Raw genomic sequence first — 21,021 nt, 5'->3', positions numbered from 1 at the left:
ATACTACTTCACGACTTTTTGAGCAAAACGTGGGTCTAATAACTGATCAACCACTTGGTTGACATTGGTGCCTTTTCTGACCAAGTCTTCTTCTGTCAAAATTTTTCCAGAACGTTTTAGGGCTTGTGCTTGAGTTGCCGATGGAATGCTTTGATCAAAGTTGGTTCTGCTCAGTTGTAGTTTAGCTACAGGTAGAGGAAGCTTTGATTCTTGCGCTAAAAGTGCTGCCACTTTATCTGGATTGGCTTTTGCCCATTTTCGGGCTTGTTCGTAGGCTTTAATAACGGCTTCTACCGCTTCAGGACTTTGTTTTGCAAAATCTTCTTTAACACTCAGTACGCTATAACTATTAAATGCTACATTACGATAAAGCAGTTTTGCACCTGATTGAATTTGAGCTGAAGCCATTAAAGGATCAAGTCCCGCCCAAGCATCTACTTGACCGCGTTCTAGTGCAGTTTTGCCGTCTGGATGTTGTAAATGTACCAGCTGTACATCACGCTTACTTAAGCCGACTGTATCTAGTGCCTGTAGAGTAAATAAGAAAGGATCTGTTCCTTTAGTTGCTGCAATTTTCTTACCTTTTAAGTCTTTTAAACTTTTAATGGGTGAGTTTTTTGCCACAACAAGGGCAGTCCATTCCGGTTGGCTTTGTACATACACAGTTTTAATTGGGCTACCATTTGCTCGGCTTAATACAGCTGCTAATCCGGCGGTAGAAGCAAAATCGATACTGTTACTGTTAAGGTATTCTAATGAACGATTACTGCCTTGACTAAAAACCCATTTAATTTGAGTATTTGGTAGAGCCTTCTCAAGAAGTTTTTGATCTTTTACGACTAAGCTGGTTGGTGCGTAGTAAGCATAATCAAGTTTAAGTGTGGTCGGAACTGCTGCAAAAGCAGATGAAGAAAATACAAACCCCAATGTTGATGCCAACAAAGTCTTTGGTAGAGAAAATTTTGATTTTAAAGACATGATAAAAATAGAACCGGAATAAAATAATAGAGCATCCTTACACGGGTTTGATGCTCTACAAACGTAGTTATTTTGATTTATAAATCAGATTGAAAGATAAAAGTTTGGATAAAATTATAAATAACTGTTTTTATGACCATTATCAAATTTTAAATAAAGTATTTATCTGAAATGTTGAACTTAAGATATATAAATATCATAAGCTTAAGTGTTATTTTTTTATCCTGATAATATTTATATTATTGCTTGTATGCGGTTAAATTATCACGATATGCACCAGGGCTAACCCCAGTCCATTTTTTAAAGGCACGGTGAAATGCACTTGAGTCATGGAAACTTAGATCTTCACTAATATCTTGAATTGAGTCATTCGTTTTACTTAAACGTTTAACCGCAATATCACAGCGGATTTCATTTTTAATTTGTTGGTAACTGACACCTTCATGTTTCAGGCGGCGTTGAACTGTGGCTTCTGAAATATTGAGTTGCTGTGCTACATCTTTGAGTTCGGGCCATTCTGCAGGATGAAGTTTTAATAAATGACGACGAATAAGAAGACTCAATGCATTTTCATTTTTAAAGCGGACTAAAAGATTTTGTGGGGTTTGCTCTAAGAAATCATAAAGCGCTTTTTTATCTTTCTTGATTTTAATATTTAAGTAGTGAGCATCGAATTCAACTCGATTAATCTCGGCATTAAATTGAATGTCTTCACCAAAGCGTACCAGATAATCCTGAATATCTTGGGGTTTAGGACAACGTACTCTAATACTATTTAAGCCAATTCGCTGGTCTACTAACCAACACATCAGCCCATGTACTAACATTAAAAAGGTCGCGTAGGTAAACATGCGTTTAGGTTGTTCACGATCATGAATCACCACATAAGCTTTTTCTTGATCTCGAATTAATTCGCCACGTATATCATCAAAAACAAAGTTAAAAAATTTCAAAATATCGTAGAGGGCCTTTTCTAAAGTTTCGGCCGTACTGACAAGTTTAGTCAGTAATTTATAGCTACCTCGTCGCATGGGATGGCTATCCATACCAAAAAACTCATCGTTCATGGCGTTGGCAAGTTCTATCCATAATTGAGCATATGTCGTGACTGGCACACGGGCCTTTGGAGACAGTAGCAATTCTGTCGGAATACCTGCTTTATTTAGAATTATTTGTGTATTTAACCCTTTAGCATAAGCCGCACTGAGCGCTTCATGTACCAGTGATATCGAAATTGTGCCTTTACTTAAAGAAGATTGGACAACCATGTCAAAGACTCATATTTTCTTCATATATTTCAAATGAAATATTTCATATTTAAAATTTGGATTGATCAAAAGCTGCAAACATTTTGAGGCTTTTTGAAATTGTATCGGAAAACAACAACTTTTACTCTCACTACTAAGTTTAAAGAACATTTCTATAGGACATTCCATAATGAAAATTCAAGGGAAACATTTCGTAATTACGGGTGGTGGCTCTGGTTTAGGAGCTGCAACAGCTGAATACTTGGTACAACAAGGTGCTTCAGTCACATTGGTAGACATGAATGTAGAAGCAGGCGAGCAACAAGCGCAACAATTAGGACCAAAGGCTGACTTCGTAAAACTTGATGTAACTGATGAAGCTGCTGCGGAACAGTTCTTTAAGGATGTTTTGGTAAAACATGGCAGTTTGCATGGATTAGTTAACTGTGCGGGTATTGGGCCTTCTGCAAAAGTGGTTGGCCGTGACGGCGTACATGATTTAGGGCTATTTTCAAAAACGCTGCAAATTAATGTCACAGGTACATTTAATATGCTACGTTTTGCAGCGGATGCGATGAGTAAAAACACGGTCGAAGCAGGTGAAGAGGACCGTGGAGTAATTGTGAATACCGCATCTGTTGCAGCATTTGATGGCCAAATTGGTCAAGCAGCTTATTCAGCATCTAAAGGTGCTATTGTTGCGATGACTTTACCGATTGCACGTGAGCTTGCACGACATGCCATTCGTATTATGACCATTGCACCGGGAATTATGGAAACCCCAATGCTTAAGGGGATGCCACAAAATGTACAGGATGCTTTGGGACAAATGGTGCCGTATCCGTCTCGTTTAGGAAAACCAGAAGAATTCGCTCGTTTGGTGGCACATATTGCTGAAAACTCTTACTTAAATGGTGAAGTCATTCGTCTAGATGGTGCAATTCGTATGGCAGCAAAATAATAAGAATTTTAAATGATTGCTCGCGAAGTAACCCAAGTTTAAGTATGAGATTTTTAAAAAATGTCGTTAACTGCAAAAAACCGCAATTGTTATGCGGTCTTTTGCCATTGAGCAATTTTCTAGTTTGAATTCGATTCGATGAAATTCAGAAAGTTAAGTAAAGCCAGTTTTTTGTTGATTAAATCTTAGCTTTCACTTCTTCACCAATTAAATAAAAGGTTCCTCCAGCAATATAATGCAAGCTTCGAAGTTCTTTCGGTGCATCTTGAAAATGCCAGTGGCCATCTCTAAAGACGCGACTATCTGCCCATGCACCTACAACGGAACCAATAAATAAATCATGAGCAGATTGATTATGGGGCTCAGGAATAAGCTTACACACAAGCCATGCAATGCAACCTGATACAAGGGGGCTAGGAAGACCTTGTTGGTAAAATAGTTCAACACCACAATGCTCAAGTTTTTGTGGATCATCCAACTTACTAATAGTTCCAAGTTGATGAGTCAGATCGAGCTGTGCATAGCAAGGAACTTGTAGGGTGAAGTAACCGCTTTGCTCAACAAGCTGTCGAGTTTTCGTACTTTTATCTAAAACGACGGACACTTTGGCTGGTTTGAACTCTAAGGCACATGCCCAAGCGGCAGCCATTACATTGTGGTCGTCTCCATGTTGTGCGGAAACAAGCACAGTTGGGCCATGATTTAACAAACGATAAGCTTTTTCTAACTCTACAGGTGCAATATATGATTGCGTCATATTTAGCCTAAGTAATAAAGAAAATAGATATTTCTATTCTTACAGAAAGCTTGAGAGAAGTAATGCGATACGGTAATAACCGAATAAAAAAGTTGTTTCCATTTTATAGCTTTCATAATGACTAACTTAATCATAAAATCATTTGGCTTCTAAGTGAAAGGATTAACGCGTGACCGAGCTTCAAGATATCGATTTTGTAGAGTTAAGTGATGAAGAAATGCATCTCTATAGCCGTCAGATTTTACTTGATGGATGGGATATTGAAGCTCAGGAAAAACTCAAACTTGCCAATGTGCTGATTGTTGGGGCTGGCGGAATAGGGTGTAGTAGTGCAGAGCTACTAGCGCGAGCCGGGGTTGGAAAAATTACTCTGATTGATGCAGATACTATTGAGATAAGTAACTTACAGCGTCAAATTGCATTTGGTCATGAAGATATTGGTCGTTATAAAGCGGAAATTCTTGCAAAGCGTTTACAGAAAATTAACCCTTATATCTGCGTTGAATACTACAACGAACGTTTAGACGAACATAACATTGATAGACTGGTTGAACATCAAGATGTGGTGTTAGATGGCTGTGATAATTTTGCAACACGCTATTTGGTAAATGCAGCTTGTAAGAAGCATCAGGTCGCTTTAATTAGTGCTTCAGCAATTGGTTTTCAGGCACAAATGTTTATGGTTGAAGGAGATTCAGCGTGTTATGAATGTCTTTTTCCAAAAGAACAGCATGGTAATGAAGGCCTACGCTGTGCAGAGTCAGGCGTACTTGCAACTACTCCTGTAATGATAGCGTCATTACAAGCACATCACACTTTGCTATATTTAGGACTCAATTTGACCCCTTTAAAACAGAAACTATTACTGTGGGATGGTTTAAACATGACACAACGTATTGTTAGTTTTGATAAAGATGTAAATTGCCCACTTTGTCAGGCAAGTTAATCAGTAAATGAAACAAAGTTTGCTACACTCAACCTGAATGATTTGGTTTTGAAGAAATATGAAAAAAAATATTTTGTTTGATGGGCTACGTTCGGTCGCCCGTATTGGTGAAACAGCAGTGGTTGCGGCCAAAGCTGGAATTAAATACGCAACTGAAAAACCAAGTAATGCCAAACTCATGCGAGAGACTTTTGAATCGCTTGGCTCAACTTATATTAAGCTTGGTCAGTTTATTGCGAGCACACCATCGCTTTTCCCTCGTGAATATGTAGAAGAATTTCAAGGCTGTTTAGACCAGACCCCAACGCTGCCATTTAGCTATATTCAAGGCGTACTTGATTCCGAGTTTGAAGGGCGAGATTTAAATCAGATTTTTAGCTATATTGATGAAAAGCCTTTAGCTTCTGCTTCAATTGCTCAAGTCCATGCGGCCAAACTAACCACGGGTGAAGATGTGGTTATTAAAGTACAAAAGCCTGGTGTGGAAACCATTTTATATACAGACTTAAATGTTGTGCATTGGGCTGCCAAGTTGCTTGAACGTGCAGTGCCTAAAATTAAGTTTGCTGCTCTTTCTGATATTGTAGATGAAATTAAAACTCGTATGGTTCGGGAAGTTGACTTCATTGAAGAAGCACAAAACTTAGATGACTTTATAGAATATTTAAATATTTCACAAAACCAAGCTGCCACTGCACCTAAAGTTTATCATCAGTTTTCTACACGCCGTGTTTTAACTATGCAACGCCTATACGGTGTGTCTTTAACAGATTTTAGTGTTGTAAAAAAATACGCCAAAGATCCATCGCAAGTACTGATTACTGCCATGAATACATGGTTTGGTAGTTTGATGCTATGTAAGAGTTTCCATGCAGACTTACATGCCGGAAACTTAATGTTGCTCGAAGATGGTCGAATTGGCTTTATCGATTTCGGTATTGTAGGGCAGCTAAACCCAGAGGTCTGGACAGCATGTATGGCCTTTATGGATGCTTTGCAAAAAACAGATTATCAGGCAATGGCTGAAAACATGCTGAAAATGGGCATGACTCATAATAAAGTCGATGTTGATGTATTGGCACAAGATTTAGAGCGCCTATTTAATGGCGTATTAATGTCTGACCCTCAGCAAATACTTGCTTCAAATCCAGCCGATTTAAACGATATTATGCTGGATATGGTTGGGGTTGGTGAGCGCCACGGTATTAAATTCCCACGAGATTTTGCCTTATTATTTAAGCAAATGCTTTATTTCGATCGTTTTATGCGCGTACTCGCACCATATACTGATATTTATGCAGACCAACGTTTGAAAATGGTTCAAAATATGGAACCTGCTTCGTTGTTAAAGCACTAAGGTCAGTTTAAATTTATGGATGCCATTATTATTGAAGGCTTGAAAGTTGAGACAGTGATTGGCTGTTTCAACTGGGAAAGACAAATCATTCAACCTTTAATGTTGGATTTAACCATCCATAATGATTTGAGCCGAGCAGCAGAGTCTGACAAGCTTGAGGACACACTCAACTATGCGCAGATTTGTGAGTTATCGGCTCAAACCATTCAACAAGCCAAGCCTGAATTAATCGAGCATGCAGCACATCTCGTTCTGCAATGTTTGTTTGAAACCTTCCCAACAATTGAAAAAATTACCATAACCATCCGTAAGCCAGCCATCATTGCAGAAGCAAACGCTGTAGGAATTCGTCTTGAACGCACCAGAAACAATTTTTGCGCTCGCCCTAGCGAGTAATTTAGACGCAGATCAGCACTTTACTTTTGCTTATACGCAATTGGCAACATTGGGGAAAGTGCAGTTTTCATCTGTTTATCAAATTCCATGCCGAGATGGTATTGGAGATGATTACTGGAATTCAGCATGTCTATTAAAAAGCACTTTATCGTGTGACCAAATTGAATCTTTTCTCAAGAAACTTGAGACAGATTCGGGGCGTGTTCGTCCATCGCATCATATTTCTTTAGATGTAGATTTGATTGCATGGGGAAGTGATCTGGACCATATGCAATTTAATTTTAAAAAATTACCTTTGGCGCTTGATGTAAAAATTCCTTTATATGAACTCTGGCATTGTGAAACATTAAAGGCTGATAGCATGATTTATCCAGTCGTTAATTTTAAAGTTTAAAGGCTTTCAAACTAGATTTTACGCAAACTTTACGCGGTCTTTAATTTCCTCAATAGAGAATTTATGGGCATTTTATCCATACTGAAATTCACTAAATTAGTGTTATTTCAGGACAATAAAGATGCTTATAAATTCTCAAATGCGCATCTTGCATCAGTCTGACATTGTGTTATGCGGACTTAAAACAAATGATATTTCTTCATCTCTCCTTATTTCCAGTTTGGCAAATCAAGCCAAGGGGTATAGAGGAGAATAGCCATGTTAGAACTTATACTTGTTTTATTTATTGCTATTTTTCTAGCATGGTGCCTCGGTAAATATCTATCCACAGTGATGACAAATCAGCCGATGGTTGGCGATGGATTATTTCGCTGGATTGAAAATCCTGTTTATCGCTTGTTAGGTATATCTCCACAACAACAAATGAACTGGAAACAATATTCTCTAGCATTTGTTGTTAGCTGTGTTTTTCTAGCTGTGGCCGTTTTTGCTATTTTTATGACGCAAGCATGGCTACCATTAAATCCAAATCATGCACCAAATATGAGTTGGGATTTAGCATTACACACGGTTATTTCATTTTTAACTAATACCAATCAACAGCATTATTCTGGGCAAGCTCAATTATCTTATTTGTCGCAAATGACAGGTATTGTGGGCTTGCAAGTCATTACTCCAATGATGGGACTGGCTTTGGTGGTCACGACCTTAAGAGCTTTCTTTTATCAGCGCCCAAGCCATATTGCAGCCGATGTTGCCGAGCAGCCAGACCAGATTTTAATTGGTAATTATTGGAGAGATGTAATTCGTCCTACAGTCCGATTCTTGCTTCCTCTCTGTTTTGTCTGGTCTTTATTGCTCAATAGCCAAGGCGTACCAGCGACTTTCCAAAGCGGGCCAGAAGTACAGCTGATTGATAAAGCCAATAGCGTTAAAACTCAAAAAATTTCTTTAGGACCAGTTGCGCCAATGGTGGCGATTAAGCAATTGGGTAGTAACGGTGGTGGTTGGTATGGTCCAAATAGTTCTGTACCTTTAGAAAATCCAACACCGCTTTCTAATTTATTAGAAATGATTGCGATATTACTCATTCCACTTACCGTGATTTTTATGGTTGGGCATTTTACTCAACGTAAAAAGTTTGCCTACTTTGTGTTTGGCAGCATGCTTTTCATGTCGATTATTTCAGGTGCAGCGGCTGTCTGGTCTGAGAGTATGTCATCGACAGCATCTCAACTTGCCATAATGGAAGGTAAAGAACAACGTTTTGGACCAGCCGCATCAGCAGTTTGGGCAGCGATCACTACGCAGGTGAATAACGGTTCGGTCAATATGATGCATGATTCTTCTGCACCGCTTACTGGTTTAGTCGAACTCATCAACATGTTGATTAATGCGATTTGGGGTGGTGTGGGCTGCGGTCTGCAACAGTTTATGATTTATCTATTACTTGCAGTATTTATTGCAGGTTTAATGACAGGCCGTACCCCTGAATTGTTCGGACGCAAGATTGAAGCGGCAGAAATTAAGTTGCTCGCGATTATTATCTTGATTCAACCTTTAGTCATTCTTGCATTTACCGCATTAAGCCTCAGCATTCCAGGCATATCTGGAATTAGTAATCCGGGACCACATGGTATTAGCCAAGTGTTCTACGAATATGTTTCTGCATTTGCCAACAATGGTTCAGGTTTTGAAGGTCTTGGAGACAACACTGTATGGTGGAATGTCACTTGTAGTATCGCTCTACTGTTAGGACGTTTTCCGACCTTAATTTTGCCATTAATGATTGCGACACGTTTAGCAGCAAAAAGAAAAGCACCCGAAACAGCAGGTAGTCTTCAAGTTGAAACTCCAACCTTTGCTTTAACGCTGATTACGATTGTTGTGTTGCTTACCTTATTACAATTTATGCCAGTTCTTGTCCTTGGGCCTATTGCCGATCAACTTTTGTTGGTTAAAGGCTAAGGAGGCGAGTGAAAATGAATACACAAACTCATGTAAATAGCCATAAACAAACCATGGCAGTGCCAAATTTTGAAGTTTGGAAAAATGCATTTGTGAAACTGCTACCGCAGCATGCAATTAAAAATCCTGTGATGGCAATCGTATGGCTTGGAACAGTAGTTACTGCAATGAGTACAGTCTTGGGTTACACCACGCTGTTATTTGGTTTCGCGGTTACAGCAATTCTATTTATTACCATTTTATTTGCCAACTATGCTGAAGCAGTTGCAGAGGCTAGAGGTCGCGGGCAGGCATCTTCATTGCGTGCAGCAAGAGAAAATTTAACGGCTCGAAGACTCAACTCTTTGACAGACCGTCAAACCACCCAAATCGCAGCCACTGAACTTCATTTAAATGATTTTATTGAAGTACATGCAGGTGAGCTTGTTCCAGCCGACGGTGAGATTGTAGAAGGCTTTGCCACTATTAATGAATCAGCTGTTACAGGTGAGTCAGCACCAGTGCTACGTGAAGCTGGAACAGACCGTTCAGGTGTTATTGGTGGAACCAAAGTCCTTACAGATCGCATTGTTGTACAAGTGACTGCTGAATCTGGTCAAAGTTTCTTAGACCGTATGATTGCTTTGGTTGAAGGTTCAAATCGTCAAAAAACACCGAATGAGATTGCACTTGGCTTCTTGTTAATGGTGATGACAATCACGTTTTTAATTGTTGTGATTAGCTTGCCATTTATTGCCAAGTATTTGCATATTGAACTTGATCCAGTTGTGCTCGTGGCGTTATTGGTCTGCCTGATTCCTACAACCATTGGTGGCTTGTTACCTGCGATTGGTATTGCGGGGATGAACCGAGCACTTAAAGCCAACGTTTTGGCGAAATCAGGTAAAGCTGTAGAAGTCGCGGGTGACATTGATGTGCTTTTACTCGATAAAACAGGAACCATTACTTATGGTGACCGTCAAGCGACTTCTTTTTATCCTTTAACTTCGGTAACCGAGTCTGAGTTGAGAGCTGCTGCTTGGGTAAGTTCACTTGCGGACCCAACACCAGAAGGGAAGTCGATTGTTAAGTTAGCAAAAGAACAGGGTTTAAAACAGCAAGAACCTGAACAGGCTGAATTTATCTCTTTTAGTGCTTCAACTCGAATTTCTGGCGTGAATTTACCGAATGGTGACCAAATTCGTAAAGGTGCTTTAGATGCAATCTTGAAGTTTGTAGATGAAGATTATTCTCAAGATTTAGAGTTAAAAGCACGTGTTGAACAAGTTGCTAAAAAGGGTGCAACACCATTGGTTGTCGCAACTCAACATCATGTACTGGGTGTGATTGAACTCTCTGATGTGATTAAACACGGCATTAAAGAACGTTTTGCACGTTTAAGAGAAATGGGTATTAAAACCGTTATGGTTACAGGTGATAACCCATTAACTGCCGCCGCGATTGCTGCTGAAGCTGGGGTAGATGATTATATTGCCGAAGCAAAACCAGAAGATAAATTGGCTTGTATTCGAACCGAACAACAACACGGTCGTTTAGTTGCGATGGTCGGTGACGGAACCAACGATGCACCAGCATTAGCACAAGCCGATATCGGTTTAGCCATGAACTCGGGTACACAAGCTGCAAAAGAAGCCGGCAATATGGTTGATTTAGATTCTGACCCGACCAAACTACTTGCTGTGGTTGAGATTGGGAAACAGCAGCTGATTACCCGTGGTGCTTTAACAACATTTTCGTTAGCAAACGACGTCTCTAAATACTTTGCCATCTTGCCTGCATTGTTCGCTGCTGAGATTCCACAAATGCAAGTATTGAATGTGATGCACTTAGCAAGTCCAAACAGCGCGATTTTATCTGCATTAATTTTTAACGCGATTATTATTCCACTATTAATTCCAATTGCACTCCGAGGCGTGAAATTTAAACCTTCAACTGCAACTCAGTTACTACGTCGAAATATGTTGATTTATGGGGTGGGCGGTGTGGTTCTACCATTCATTGCCATTAAAGCGATTGATGTAGTGATTGTTCAATTATTTGGTTTGTAATCTGGAGTTTGAAATGAAAACTTATGCACAAAATTCAGAAGCAAATTTGGGTCAGACCTTAAGAGCATCTTTGGGATTATTAATTTTTACTCTGGTGGGTTGTGGCGCTGTTTATAGTGCGATTGCTACAGGCGCAGGACAGGTTTTATTCAACAATCAAGCCAATGGCAGTTTGATTGAAATAGACCATAAAGTTTTAGGGTCAAAATTAGTCGCTCAGCCATTTATTGGAGAGGCTTATTTTCACCCACGTCCTTCAGCAGTCGCTTATGATCCGATGGCTATGGCAGGTACAAACTTAGCGCGTACTAATCCTGAACTACAGCAACAAATTGATGCTCAGATTCTTGCGGTGAAAAAACAAGATCATACAGGTAATACACCGATTCCAAGCGATTTGGTGACTAAATCAGGTAGTGGTATCGATCCGCATATTAGTCCTGAATCTGCTCAGTTACAGGTTGCTCGAGTGGCTCAAGCGCGTCATGTAGACCCTAAGGTTGTGGAAGAGGTTTTACAAAAGCATATTGAACCGAAGCAGTTTGGTGTATTGGGGCAAGCTCGTGTTAATGTATTAGAACTCAATATTGCTTTAGATCAATTACAATCTACACATTAACTTAAAAATAAAGTTGTTAGTTTACCGGATGATATCAAGTGCAAAGCAATCGCGAAAATCAGGCTGAGGCCTTATTAAATCATGTCAACAGATATCAAGCCGGTCGACTAACGGTCTTTCTTGGTGCGGCACCTGGTGTAGGAAAAACCTATGCCATGCTTGCCCGCGCCAAAGAGTTATTTCAACAGGGCACAGATGTTGTTGTGGGCATTGTTGAAACTCATGGACGAATAGAAACTCTAAAAGTTTTGGAAGGCTTACCTGAAATTGCTAGAAAGGAAATGCAATATCAAGGGCATACTTTAGAAGAAATGGACTTGGATGCTATTCTGCTTCGGCATCCAGAAATTGTTTTGGTCGATGAGTTGGCTCATCGTAACGTCCCAAACAGTCGTCATGAACGACGTTGGCAAGATATAAATGAATTGCTAGACGCAGGTATTGATGTATTTACGACCATTAATATTCAGCATTTAGAAAGCCTAAATGATGTGGTCTACCAGATTACTGGCATTAGAGTAAATGAAACGGTACCAGATCGGGTGTTTGATCGTATTCGAGACATTCGCTTAATTGATTTACCCGTCAGTGAACTCATTGAACGGCTCCATCAAGGAAAAGTCTATGTGCCAGAGCAAGCAAATTTGGCATTACAAGGCTTTTTTAGCATTTCAAATTTAACAGCATTACGTGAACTCGCAATGCAATGCGTTGCAGAACATGTCGATTCAGATTTAAAAGAGAGCTATGCCTCTAAAGGTTTGAAGTCTATATCGTTGCAAAATGAATTAATGATTGCCATAGATGGACAAGGCTCTTCTGAATATTTAGTACGGGCCGGTTGTCGTTTAGCTGAACGCTATGGAGCAACATGGACTGTAGTGAATGTTGCTAAAAGTTTAGACTTTGGACAGAGTTCAGGAAACTCTTATAAAAAAGAATATATCGAGGTTGATCGGGCGTTTGAGCTAGCTCGGCAACTCGGTGGCCGAACAGAGGTTTTATATGGGCCGCGAGTTGCTTCAGTGTTAATGGATGCCGCGGTTGACCGAGGTATTTCCAATCTGGTCATTGGCAAAAGTATTTCGCCGTGGTGGCTAAAGTTATTTAAGAAAAATTTAGCTCAGCAATTATTAAATCAAGAAAACTCGATTGCTTTAACCATTTTGCACCCAGAACAGGGCACTAAAAAAACAACTCAAATTGAAAAGCCATCATTTTTATCATTAAAAGAAAGTATTTTTGTTTTAGCTGTGACGTGTGCCAGTATTTTTATAGCTCACTTTGCCGAAGTTCTATTAGGTATTGAAGACTTTTCTGTCATTTTTATTATTTCAGTTTTAATTGTAGCAACCAAAACGAGAATGCTCGCTGCAGTAGTGGCAGCTCTTATTTGTTTCTTGGCTTATAACTTTTTCTTTATTGCCCCGCGTTATACCTTTCAAATTTCAGCACACCAAGGTGTAGTGACTGTAGTTGCTTTTTTTGCAGCAGCTTTAATCGCTGGGCGGTTGGCTTCTCAGTTACGTCAGCAGGTTTTGTCTTTAAAAGCTGCCAATGCCTACACCACAGTGATGCAAGACTTGGCACGTAAACTCTCTAGTGCGGTGAATCTTGAAGAAGTCATGCAAACAGGACGTATGACTTTAGAAACACAACTTCAAACTAAAGTGTGGATTTCTATTCAAGATAGAGTCATTTCATCTGATATAGAGCTAAGTGATAAAGAAAAAGTCGCGGCAGATTGGTGCTTAAAACATCAACAACCGTGCGGACGTTTTACCGATACACTCAGTCAGTCGAATTGGTGGTTTTTACCTCTTCTAGAGCAGAAAAATAGCCTAGGTATAGTGGGAATTTACTTTAAGGACGATGTGGTTTCTCTAAATTTTGAGCAAAAGAAACTGACGGAAAGTGTAATTGAGTATATTGCACAAGCGACTCTTCGCACCCAATTGGTCAATGAACTAGAACAAGCAAAAGTCACCAGTGAAACAGAGCGATTACGTTCGGCTTTATTATCTTCGGTATCGCATGATTTACGTTCACCGCTTGCTTCTATTATTGGTGCAGCAGACACACTTGCCGATTTTAAAGCTGATATGTCAGAACGAGACCAACAGGATTTACTCGAAACCATTCATTTAGAAGGCGAACGTTTAGACCGTTATATTCAAAACTTACTTGATATGACACGTTTGGGGCATGAAGGTCTATCTTTAAAAAGAGACTGGATTGGTGTGGACGAATTAATCGGTTCTGCAACCCGCTGTTTAAAGCGCTATAAACCAGATACTCAAGTGTCGGTTGAATTACCTGAACAAGCGATTAGTTTATATGTACACCCAGCACTGGTAGAGCAAGCCATTTTTAATGTTTTAGAAAATGCGGCAAACTTTTCACCTCCAGATGAACCAGTCATGATTCGTGCTCATCTTTCATCAGAAGATGAAGTAAAAATAGAAATTGAAGATAAAGGTGCTGGAATTCCTGAAGACGAAAGAAACCGCATTTTTGATATGTTTTACACCATGGAGCGTGGAGACCGTGGAAAATTTGGTACAGGTTTAGGGCTAACGATTGTTAAGGCAATTATTGGTGCTCATATGGGTACAATAGAAGCATTTTCAGGACGCCAAAATAAAGGTACTTTAATTCAAATCAAATTACCCATTCATCCCGTAAAAGAATAAGTTGTAAAGTCATGATAACTTCAGAAACATCTCCTGTAAAAACACGTATTGTGATTATTGATGATGAGCCTCAAATCCGTAAATTTTTAGACATCGCTTTAAGAACACAAAAATACAAAACCACGCTCTGTGAGACAGGTTACAAAGGCCTAGAAACTTTGGCGACCCAAGGTGCTGATTTGGTTATTCTTGACCTAGGCTTACCCGATTTAGACGGGAAAGAAGTACTCCAAGAATTACGTAGCTGGTCGAATGTACCTGTTATTGTGTTATCTGTACGTGCTGATGAATATGAAAAAGTTGCTTTGCTAGACGCTGGCGCAAATGATTACATGACCAAGCCTTTTAGTGTTCAAGAACTTTTGGCGCGCATACGTGTCATTTTAAGAAACCAACCGATTCAGCAAGAAGCACATGTATATGACGATGGTTATCTCAAAGTTGATGTTACGCAACGTTTGGTGTGGGTTGAGCAACAGCCAATTACGTTAACTCGAAAAGAATTTCAACTTTTGACGTTATTAATGCGCTACCAAGGTCAGCTTTTAACACAGCCACAACTTTTAAAAGAACTTTGGGGGCCAACCCATCAGGAAGATACTCACTATTTACGTATTTTAGTGGGGAAGTTACGTAGTAAGTTGGGGGATAACGCGATTCAACCTCGCTATATTGCTACTGAGCCTGGTGTTGGATTACGTTTTTTAGCTCAACAGAAAAATCATTAATTAGATATAAAAAAACTTTAGGGAATTTCTCCCTAAGGGTTTGCAAAGTGGTTTATATCTTTTAGTTTTTTTATTTAAATATCCCAAGGTTATTCTGCTTCAGTCATTTGGCTGTAAATATTTTGATATTCAGTTTGTTTTACTGTGTATCAAGGCTCTACAAAGTCGGCCCCTAAATATCCTTTTAAAATAAGACTTCCTTTAAATATTTTTAAGGCTTCTGGTTGGTTGTTGGCTAATAAAATATGCTCGTTTTGAAATTTTCTTCTGATTTTATTTTTTTAATTAAACAATATTAAGAATTATGACCTTTCAATTTGGTGAGATGGTCAAACTGATTTAAACTTAAGACTTATCCAGTGAATCACTTATTTTTGAGGTCTTGAATAGAGCAGGACCTTTTAGGGTGTTTACTGGAATTTTATTTTTTGCGTTTTTTAATTTTATTTTTGAGTTTTCTTAATATGAAAAATATCGGTTTAGCCATTCTAGCAATCAGCCTTTCAGGTTGTGCTGCAATGAGCGTAGAAGAATGTAAGACTGCGAATTGGTCATTAGTGGGTGAGAAAGATGGCTCAAAAGGTTCATCGCCACGTTTAGATCAATATTATAAAGCGTGTGGAAAAGCCAATATTGTTCCAGATCAGAAGTCATATGAGCGCGGATATAAAGAAGGTCTAGGGTACTATTGCCAACCAGCGAATATTTTTTATAACGCTTTAGAGGGTAACGGCAATATTAATGTATGCCCAGTTGAGCAGCGTAATCGTTTAAGACCTTATTATCAGGCAGCTTCTGATTACTACAATGCAAAAGCTGAATACGATCGTTATGACGAGAAATTTAAGCAATATTCTGATAATGCTTACAATGAAAAGTTGAAGCCAGAAGAGCGTGAACGTTATCGTAAGCTTTTAAGAGAATTACAAATTGATCGTGACCGTATTAATCGAAACTATTGGAACTCAATTCGAGATATTGAACGTTTCAAATATGATCATGGCTTAAAATAATATTTTAAAAGGATTGATCTGAATGAGATCAATCCTTTGTTTTTTTTAAAGATAATAACTAGTCTTTGTCATGAGTTTTGAAATGGCTGTCATGGTAATTTTCACAGCATAAGGCAATTCAACACCGCCTGCTTCAAGCGCCGTATGACGATGATGTAACTCATCTTCATTCATTTGCTCTAAAATTTTACGAGAGCGATCATCTTGAGCAGGTAACTGGTTCAAATGGTCTTGCAAATGCATGCTTACCTGACGCTCAGTTTCAGCAACAAAACCTAAGCTATATTTATCACCCGCAATACCAGCAAGAGCACCCATGCCATATGAAAGCCCATACCAAATTGGGTTTAATAAACTGGTATGGCTATTTAATTCTTTTAAACGAACTTCACACCACGCTAAATGATCTTGTTCTTCAATTGCTGCTTGTTGCATTTCCTTGCGTACATTTGGCAACTTCGCCGTTAATGCTTGCCCATGATAAAGGGCTTGTGCACACACTTCACCGCTATGGTTAACACGCATTAAGCCTGCGACATGGCGAGCATCTTCTACGCCTAGTTTTGCTTCAACTGATTCGGCTGGATTTTGGCGCTGTGCTGCTGTTGCACCCGGAACAAGACTACGTAATGCTTGATCAAAAGAATTAATAAGCTGATCAATTCCCGTATAGTGGCGCATAAATTAGTCCTCCAAAGAAAGATGTGCTGTGGCAAGCATTGGTTTTAGACGTGCTAGAAGCCAAATACTAAAGATTGCACTAAGTACAGCTGTAATAATAAATAGTATTTTAATATCAATTTTTAAAACACTTAAGATTAAGATTGAAAAAAATGCAGATGAAACCATAAAAACGGCATTTAAAATGTTATTTGCTGCTACAACACGAGCACGATGTGAACGTGGTGAATAAGCCTGCATCATGGCATAAAGGGGAACAATATAAAAACCGCCACTAATGCCCAGTAAAGTCACAGCAATCATAACGTGATAGTAAACCCAACCCTGAGTAAAAATATCTTTTAAAGTAAGTAATGCGCCAGTTCTTTCAGGAACAAAAGCTAGACTGGCAGCAAGGTAGAGCGCGAAAACGGTAAGGCCAATTGCACCAATTGGCACCATTTTAATATTAATTTCTGAACCACCAATTTTTCGGCAAAGAAGAGATCCGACACCAATACCGACTGAAAAGAAAGTAAGCAACAGACTAACTACATTTTCTGATGCATGAAGATTTTGTTGGGTAAGCTGTGGAATTTGCGTTAAATAAGTTGCGCCATAAAACCAGTACCATGAGTTACCTAACAAAATGGTGAACACTAAAGGCAAGCTTTTGGCATATTTAATGGTTTGAAAACTCGTACGAATGAAATTCCAGTCAATCTTTAAATCAGGAGCAGCAACCTTTTGTGGCAAAATGAAGCGACTACATACATAGCCTATGCCAGCAATAATCACCACAGTAAGACTAATCCACAATAAATTCCCATGTGATGATGCAATTACAGCACCACCTAAAATCATCCCAAATAAAATTGCCATTGAAGTGCCCGACTGAAACAGAGCATTACCTGACATTAACTCATGCGGTTTTAATATTTCAGGCAAAATTGCGTACTTAATGGGACCGAAGAATGTCGAATGTGTACCCATCAAAAATAAAGCAAGAAGAAGTAGCCATAAATGGCCCAACATGAAACCAGCAGTACCGATGAGCATAATGATGATTTCTAAGATTTTAATGCCACGGACCAGTTGAGAACGCTCATATTTATCTGCAATTTGTCCAGCAGTGGCTGAAAAAAAGAAATAGGGCAAAATAAACAAGAGAGCTGCTAAATTATTGAGGGTACTTACTGGGGCAGACTGTTGCTGAATCAAACCATAAGTAATCACTAATAATAAAGATTGCTTAAAAACGTTATCATTTAATGCGCCAAAAAACTGGGTAAAAAACATCGGTACAAACCGACGTGATGTCATCAGGTGCTCATCTTGTTTCATCATGTGCAAACTTCATTGTGTTTTATAAAAAAATGTGACCGAGTGTTAATTTGCATCGAAAACCATGTATGATATTTTTAACGCTTGATTAAATGAAAAATCAATGGTTTTGAGTGAGTTTTACACTTACCTTGGTGCGTTTTATTAAAAAATAAGTCTAGAGTTTTCTATGCCTTCTAAAATTAAGTTTAAACAGTCAACTCTCTCTCATTCTATGCATTTAATTTTAAAAATGCAGGGGATTCCTAAACTTATTTGTAGCAGCTTGTTGTTAACAGTTTGTGTAACGCCAAGTTTTGCTCAAACCTCTGTTGAGAATAATTCATCAACTTTAAACCAGACAGTGTCTGATGCGTCAACTGAACAGTCTGATACGGTGAGTCAACAATACGCAGCTCCAATCACAGATATTGCTACACTTGTGACCCAAGCTCAGCAGCAACAAGATAGCTTGGCTATATTGCAACAACAAGAACAATTTCCAAATCAAATTGATGAATTTAAGCCAATTACGCTTGATAATCTTGAAGATTTGCCAGAATTGCCTGTTGATGAAAACATGGCAAATGAAATTTATAAAGTCGCTGAAGAAGCTAAAAATGAAGCGCAGAATTTCCAAAATGGCACTCAGAAGCTACCAGAGGTTACAGTCAGTGATGCAACTCAGTCTGAATTAAATCAGATTAATCAAGCACCTGTAAATATTGACCAGCTGATGCAAGAGATTAAATCTGACAGTAAGATTGTAGTCGAAGCCAATGAAACTGGAAAAACCTTACCTGAATTAACCCCAGAGGCCGAAGAGCCACCTGAGCAAGTTGGTTTCTTTAAGCGTATTTTAAATAAAGTACGCCCACCGCGTGTGATTCCCATGGAGCAAGTGCCACGTATTAGTGCCGAGGTTAATGGTGCTTCAGATGTGTTGGCTAAAAATATTAAAGGTAAATTATCAACATTTACTCAAGAATCATTTGAAGATTTTAATGCTGCCTTACCTCAGCTTAGAACGCTAAGTAATCAGGCTGCTCAAGCAGTGGGTTACTATAATGCAGAGTTCCGATTTGAAAAGTTAAGCCCAAGCCGGGTCCGTGTCAACGTTACGCCAAATGAACCGGTACGAATTAATGAGCAAAATATCGAATTTACTGGTGCGGGTGAAAAACAACCCCAGTTTCAGGTTATTCGTTTAGTTCCTGAACAGGATGTTGGTGATATCTTTAATCATGGTTTATATGAAACCACGAAAGATCGTATTGTTAATGCAGCCTCTGATAATGGTTATTTTGATGCTTATTGGCGTTTGCATGATGTGAAAGTGAGTCAGCCAGAAAATAAGGCTGATATTAACTTGCGTTATGAAACAGGTGAGCGTTACAAATTAGATAAGGTTGAGTTTCGGATGAGTGATCCATCGAAACCATTACCTTTGAACCAAAATATTTTAGAAAGTATGGCACCTTGGAAAGAGGGTGATGACTATGCATTTTGGCGAGTAAATGTATTAGCAAACAACTTAACCAACTCTCGCTATTTTAATTACACTTTAGTTGATTCAATAAAACCTGATCCAATTGAAAAACCACTTGAGTTAGCACCAGATTTACAAGCTTTGGTCGATGAACAAAATATTGATGTGGATGAGTCTAATTTACTTTCACCCGAAGAAAGACAACTTGCTAAAGCACGTCAATTAGCCACCTCTAATAAAGAAGTTACCCAAAACGTAGTAGATGAAAAACAGTTTGCAGGAACACAAAAAGTAAAAGAGGGAGAACCTCAAACAGCAATGTTACAAAGTGCCCCAGGTCAGCAGGATGAAAAAGAAACTGAACAAGATCGTTTGCAAGCTCAAGCACGTGAAACGAAAAGAATTCCAGTCATTGTGACTTTAAATGCAGATAAACTAAACAGTTTGGAAACTGGTATTGGTTACGGAACCGATACGGGCGCGCGTTTACGTAGTCAGTATCGCCGTTCTATTGTCAATAAATATGGACATTCTTTTGATGCAAACTTAGAAGTTTCTCAAATTCGTCAATCTGTGGATGGCCGATACAGTATTCCCTATAAACATCCGTTAAATGATTACTTTAACATTGTGGGGGGATATGAGCGTGAAACACGTGATGATATTGGCCCAGATGTAAGTTTGTTGACTGAGTCTGCTGTGGTTGGTGGAGAGCGCATAATTAAACGTCCATTAGGGAACTGGCAACATACTTTTGGTGTCCGCTATCGTTTAGACCGTTTGACTCAACAGGGTAATGTTGACATTTCTGAGTTACCAGATGCTTTTAAAACTGCTGCATCAGAGCAAGAAGCACTATTATTTAGTTATGAAACCTCTAAAACCTCGAGCAATACACGTTTAAATCCAACGAAAGCTTTTAAACAAACTTATAAATTAGAATTAGGTAGCGAAAGTTTACTATCCGATGCCAATATGGCAATTGCAAGTGCGGGCTGGAGATTTATTTATTCTCTTGGTGAAAATGATGATCATCAATTCGTGGGAAGATCTGACCTTAGCTACATTTTTACCGATGATTTTGACAAAGTTCCGTACAATCTTAGATTCTTTACGGGTGGGGACCAAACAATTCGTGGATTTGACTATAAGAGTCTTTCCCCAGAAGTAGATGGATATAAAATCGGGGGGCAAGCTTTGGCTATAGGTTCTTTAGAATATAACTATCAGTTTAAGGACGGTTGGCGCGCCGCTGTGTTCTCTGACTTTGGTAATTCCTATGATAAAGACTTTAATAATCCAGCAGCTTATAGCGTTGGGGTTGGTATTCGCTGGAAGTCTCCAATTGGGCCAATCCGTTTAGATGTCGCTTCGGGTATTTCAGATGAAAACCATCCGATTCGTTTACATTTCTTTATAGGCCCACAACTTTAAAAATAAAATT

At 39.0% G+C, this 21,021-nt stretch carries 16 protein-coding genes and 2 pseudogenes; 12 read left to right on the top strand and 6 right to left on the bottom strand.

All coding sequences use genetic code 11. The features are described 5' to 3' along the window. Positions 1-3: 3 nt before the first annotated feature. Together OD757_RS02150 and OD757_RS02145 are read right to left on the bottom strand one after the other, a co-directional pair. Positions 4-978, bottom strand: coding sequence for an aliphatic sulfonate ABC transporter substrate-binding protein (locus OD757_RS02150; protein WP_263030713.1), 975 nt, complete (start codon positions 976-978; stop codon positions 4-6). A 239-nt stretch (positions 979-1,217) separates the two neighbouring features. Continuing rightward, entirely contained in the window at positions 1,218-2,246 is a 1,029-nt protein-coding gene (locus OD757_RS02145) for an AraC family transcriptional regulator (protein WP_263030712.1), read from the bottom strand. A 169-nt stretch (positions 2,247-2,415) separates the two neighbouring features. On the opposite strand from OD757_RS02145, the gene OD757_RS02140 reads away from it, so the two are divergent. Beyond that, on the top strand, positions 2,416-3,186 hold the full coding sequence (locus tag OD757_RS02140; protein ID WP_263030711.1) for a 3-hydroxyacyl-CoA dehydrogenase: 771 nt from the start codon (positions 2,416-2,418) through the stop codon (positions 3,184-3,186). 178 nt (positions 3,187-3,364) lie between these two features. Here the strand turns inward: OD757_RS02140 and OD757_RS02135 are convergent, their stop codons facing one another. After that, a complete protein-coding gene (locus OD757_RS02135; RefSeq protein WP_263030710.1) occupies positions 3,365-3,943 on the bottom strand; it encodes a flavin reductase family protein in 579 nt (192 codons plus the stop codon). Positions 3,944-4,112: 169 nt separating this feature from the next. On the opposite strand from OD757_RS02135, the gene OD757_RS02130 reads away from it, so the two are divergent. From OD757_RS02130 to OD757_RS02090, 9 genes are all read left to right on the top strand, one after another. Further along, positions 4,113-4,889: a HesA/MoeB/ThiF family protein gene (locus OD757_RS02130; protein ID WP_009391743.1), complete on the top strand. Its 777-nt coding sequence runs from the start codon at positions 4,113-4,115 to the stop codon at positions 4,887-4,889. Positions 4,890-4,947: 58 nt separating this feature from the next. Beyond that, complete coding sequence (locus tag OD757_RS02125) at positions 4,948-6,246, top strand: ABC1 kinase family protein (RefSeq protein WP_263030709.1); 1,299 nt, start codon at positions 4,948-4,950, stop codon at positions 6,244-6,246. A 15-nt stretch (positions 6,247-6,261) separates the two neighbouring features. After that, entirely contained in the window at positions 6,262-6,642 is a 381-nt protein-coding gene (gene folB, locus OD757_RS02120; protein WP_009391809.1) for a dihydroneopterin aldolase, read from the top strand. After that, the gene (locus tag OD757_RS02115; RefSeq protein WP_263030708.1) at positions 6,599-7,036 is read left to right on the top strand and encodes a 2-amino-4-hydroxy-6-hydroxymethyldihydropteridine diphosphokinase; all 438 of its coding nucleotides are present in this window, start codon (positions 6,599-6,601) and stop codon (positions 7,034-7,036) included. Before folB ends, OD757_RS02115 begins: the two co-directional genes overlap by 44 nt. 258 nt (positions 7,037-7,294) lie before the next feature. Next, positions 7,295-9,004: a potassium-transporting ATPase subunit KdpA gene (gene kdpA / locus OD757_RS02110; protein WP_263030707.1), complete on the top strand. Its 1,710-nt coding sequence runs from the start codon at positions 7,295-7,297 to the stop codon at positions 9,002-9,004. Positions 9,005-9,012: 8 nt separating this feature from the next. Further along, positions 9,013-11,052 carry a potassium-transporting ATPase subunit KdpB gene (gene kdpB, locus OD757_RS02105; protein ID WP_263030706.1) on the top strand — a complete coding sequence of 680 codons (2,040 nt, stop codon included), beginning with the start codon at positions 9,013-9,015 and terminating at the stop codon, positions 11,050-11,052. Positions 11,053-11,065: 13 nt separating this feature from the next. After that, positions 11,066-11,671: a potassium-transporting ATPase subunit KdpC gene (kdpC, locus tag OD757_RS02100; RefSeq protein ID WP_263030705.1), complete on the top strand. Its 606-nt coding sequence runs from the start codon at positions 11,066-11,068 to the stop codon at positions 11,669-11,671. A 38-nt stretch (positions 11,672-11,709) separates the two neighbouring features. Then, the gene (locus tag OD757_RS02095) at positions 11,710-14,364 is read left to right on the top strand and encodes a sensor histidine kinase (RefSeq protein ID WP_263030704.1); all 2,655 of its coding nucleotides are present in this window, start codon (positions 11,710-11,712) and stop codon (positions 14,362-14,364) included. Between the two features lie 11 nt (positions 14,365-14,375). Beyond that, positions 14,376-15,092 carry a response regulator gene (locus OD757_RS02090; protein ID WP_263030703.1) on the top strand — a complete coding sequence of 239 codons (717 nt, stop codon included), beginning with the start codon at positions 14,376-14,378 and terminating at the stop codon, positions 15,090-15,092. Between the two features lie 89 nt (positions 15,093-15,181). Here the strand turns inward: OD757_RS02090 and OD757_RS02085 are convergent. Then, positions 15,182-15,355, bottom strand: a pseudogene (locus OD757_RS02085) (glutamine synthetase); the annotation flags it as partial. Positions 15,356-15,556: 201 nt separating this feature from the next. On the opposite strand from OD757_RS02085, the gene OD757_RS02080 reads away from it, so the two are divergent. Beyond that, a complete protein-coding gene (locus OD757_RS02080) occupies positions 15,557-16,105 on the top strand; it encodes a DUF2799 domain-containing protein (protein WP_016145790.1) in 549 nt (182 codons plus the stop codon). Between the two features lie 45 nt (positions 16,106-16,150). On the opposite strand, the gene coq7 is transcribed toward OD757_RS02080, so the two are convergent. Together coq7 and OD757_RS02070 are read right to left on the bottom strand one after the other, a co-directional pair. Then, positions 16,151-16,786 (bottom strand): 2-polyprenyl-3-methyl-6-methoxy-1,4-benzoquinone monooxygenase, encoded by a 636-nt coding sequence (gene coq7 / locus OD757_RS02075; RefSeq protein ID WP_009391838.1) that lies wholly within the window; start codon positions 16,784-16,786, stop codon positions 16,151-16,153. Positions 16,787-16,789: 3 nt separating this feature from the next. Next, positions 16,790-18,112: an MFS transporter gene (locus OD757_RS02070; protein ID WP_263030702.1), complete on the bottom strand. Its 1,323-nt coding sequence runs from the start codon at positions 18,110-18,112 to the stop codon at positions 16,790-16,792. A gap of 391 nt (positions 18,113-18,503) precedes the next feature. Here OD757_RS02070 and OD757_RS02065 point away from each other — a divergent pair. Further along, positions 18,504-21,011 (top strand): annotated as a pseudogene (locus tag OD757_RS02065) (autotransporter assembly complex protein TamA); the annotation flags it as partial. Between the last annotated feature and the right edge of the window lie 10 nt (positions 21,012-21,021).

Source organism: Acinetobacter sp. AYS6 (genome assembly GCF_025630795.1).
Classification (GTDB): domain Bacteria; phylum Pseudomonadota; class Gammaproteobacteria; order Pseudomonadales; family Moraxellaceae; genus Acinetobacter.
The sequence above is the reverse complement of the archived record's forward strand: the minus strand, read 5'-3'. Positions and strand labels throughout refer to the sequence as shown.

What these genes read in the sequence shown, in the direction of transcription:
- OD757_RS02150 (WP_263030713.1), bottom strand. Translation starts at nt 978, where the DNA reads ATGTCTTTAAAATCAAAATTTTCTCTACCAAAGACTTTGTTGGCATCA.
- OD757_RS02145 (WP_263030712.1), bottom strand. Translation starts at nt 2,246, where the DNA reads ATGGTTGTCCAATCTTCTTTAAGTAAAGGCACAATTTCGATATCACTG.
- OD757_RS02140 (WP_263030711.1), top strand. Translation starts at nt 2,416, where the DNA reads ATGAAAATTCAAGGGAAACATTTCGTAATTACGGGTGGTGGCTCTGGT.
- OD757_RS02135 (WP_263030710.1), bottom strand. Translation starts at nt 3,943, where the DNA reads ATGACGCAATCATATATTGCACCTGTAGAGTTAGAAAAAGCTTATCGT.
- OD757_RS02125 (WP_263030709.1), top strand. Translation starts at nt 4,948, where the DNA reads ATGAAAAAAAATATTTTGTTTGATGGGCTACGTTCGGTCGCCCGTATT.
- folB (WP_009391809.1), top strand. Translation starts at nt 6,262, where the DNA reads ATGGATGCCATTATTATTGAAGGCTTGAAAGTTGAGACAGTGATTGGC.
- kdpA (WP_263030707.1), top strand. Translation starts at nt 7,295, where the DNA reads ATGTTAGAACTTATACTTGTTTTATTTATTGCTATTTTTCTAGCATGG.
- kdpC (WP_263030705.1), top strand. Translation starts at nt 11,066, where the DNA reads ATGAAAACTTATGCACAAAATTCAGAAGCAAATTTGGGTCAGACCTTA.
- OD757_RS02090 (WP_263030703.1), top strand. Translation starts at nt 14,376, where the DNA reads ATGATAACTTCAGAAACATCTCCTGTAAAAACACGTATTGTGATTATT.
- OD757_RS02080 (WP_016145790.1), top strand. Translation starts at nt 15,557, where the DNA reads ATGAAAAATATCGGTTTAGCCATTCTAGCAATCAGCCTTTCAGGTTGT.
- coq7 (WP_009391838.1), bottom strand. Translation starts at nt 16,786, where the DNA reads ATGCGCCACTATACGGGAATTGATCAGCTTATTAATTCTTTTGATCAA.
- OD757_RS02070 (WP_263030702.1), bottom strand. Translation starts at nt 18,112, where the DNA reads ATGATGAAACAAGATGAGCACCTGATGACATCACGTCGGTTTGTACCG.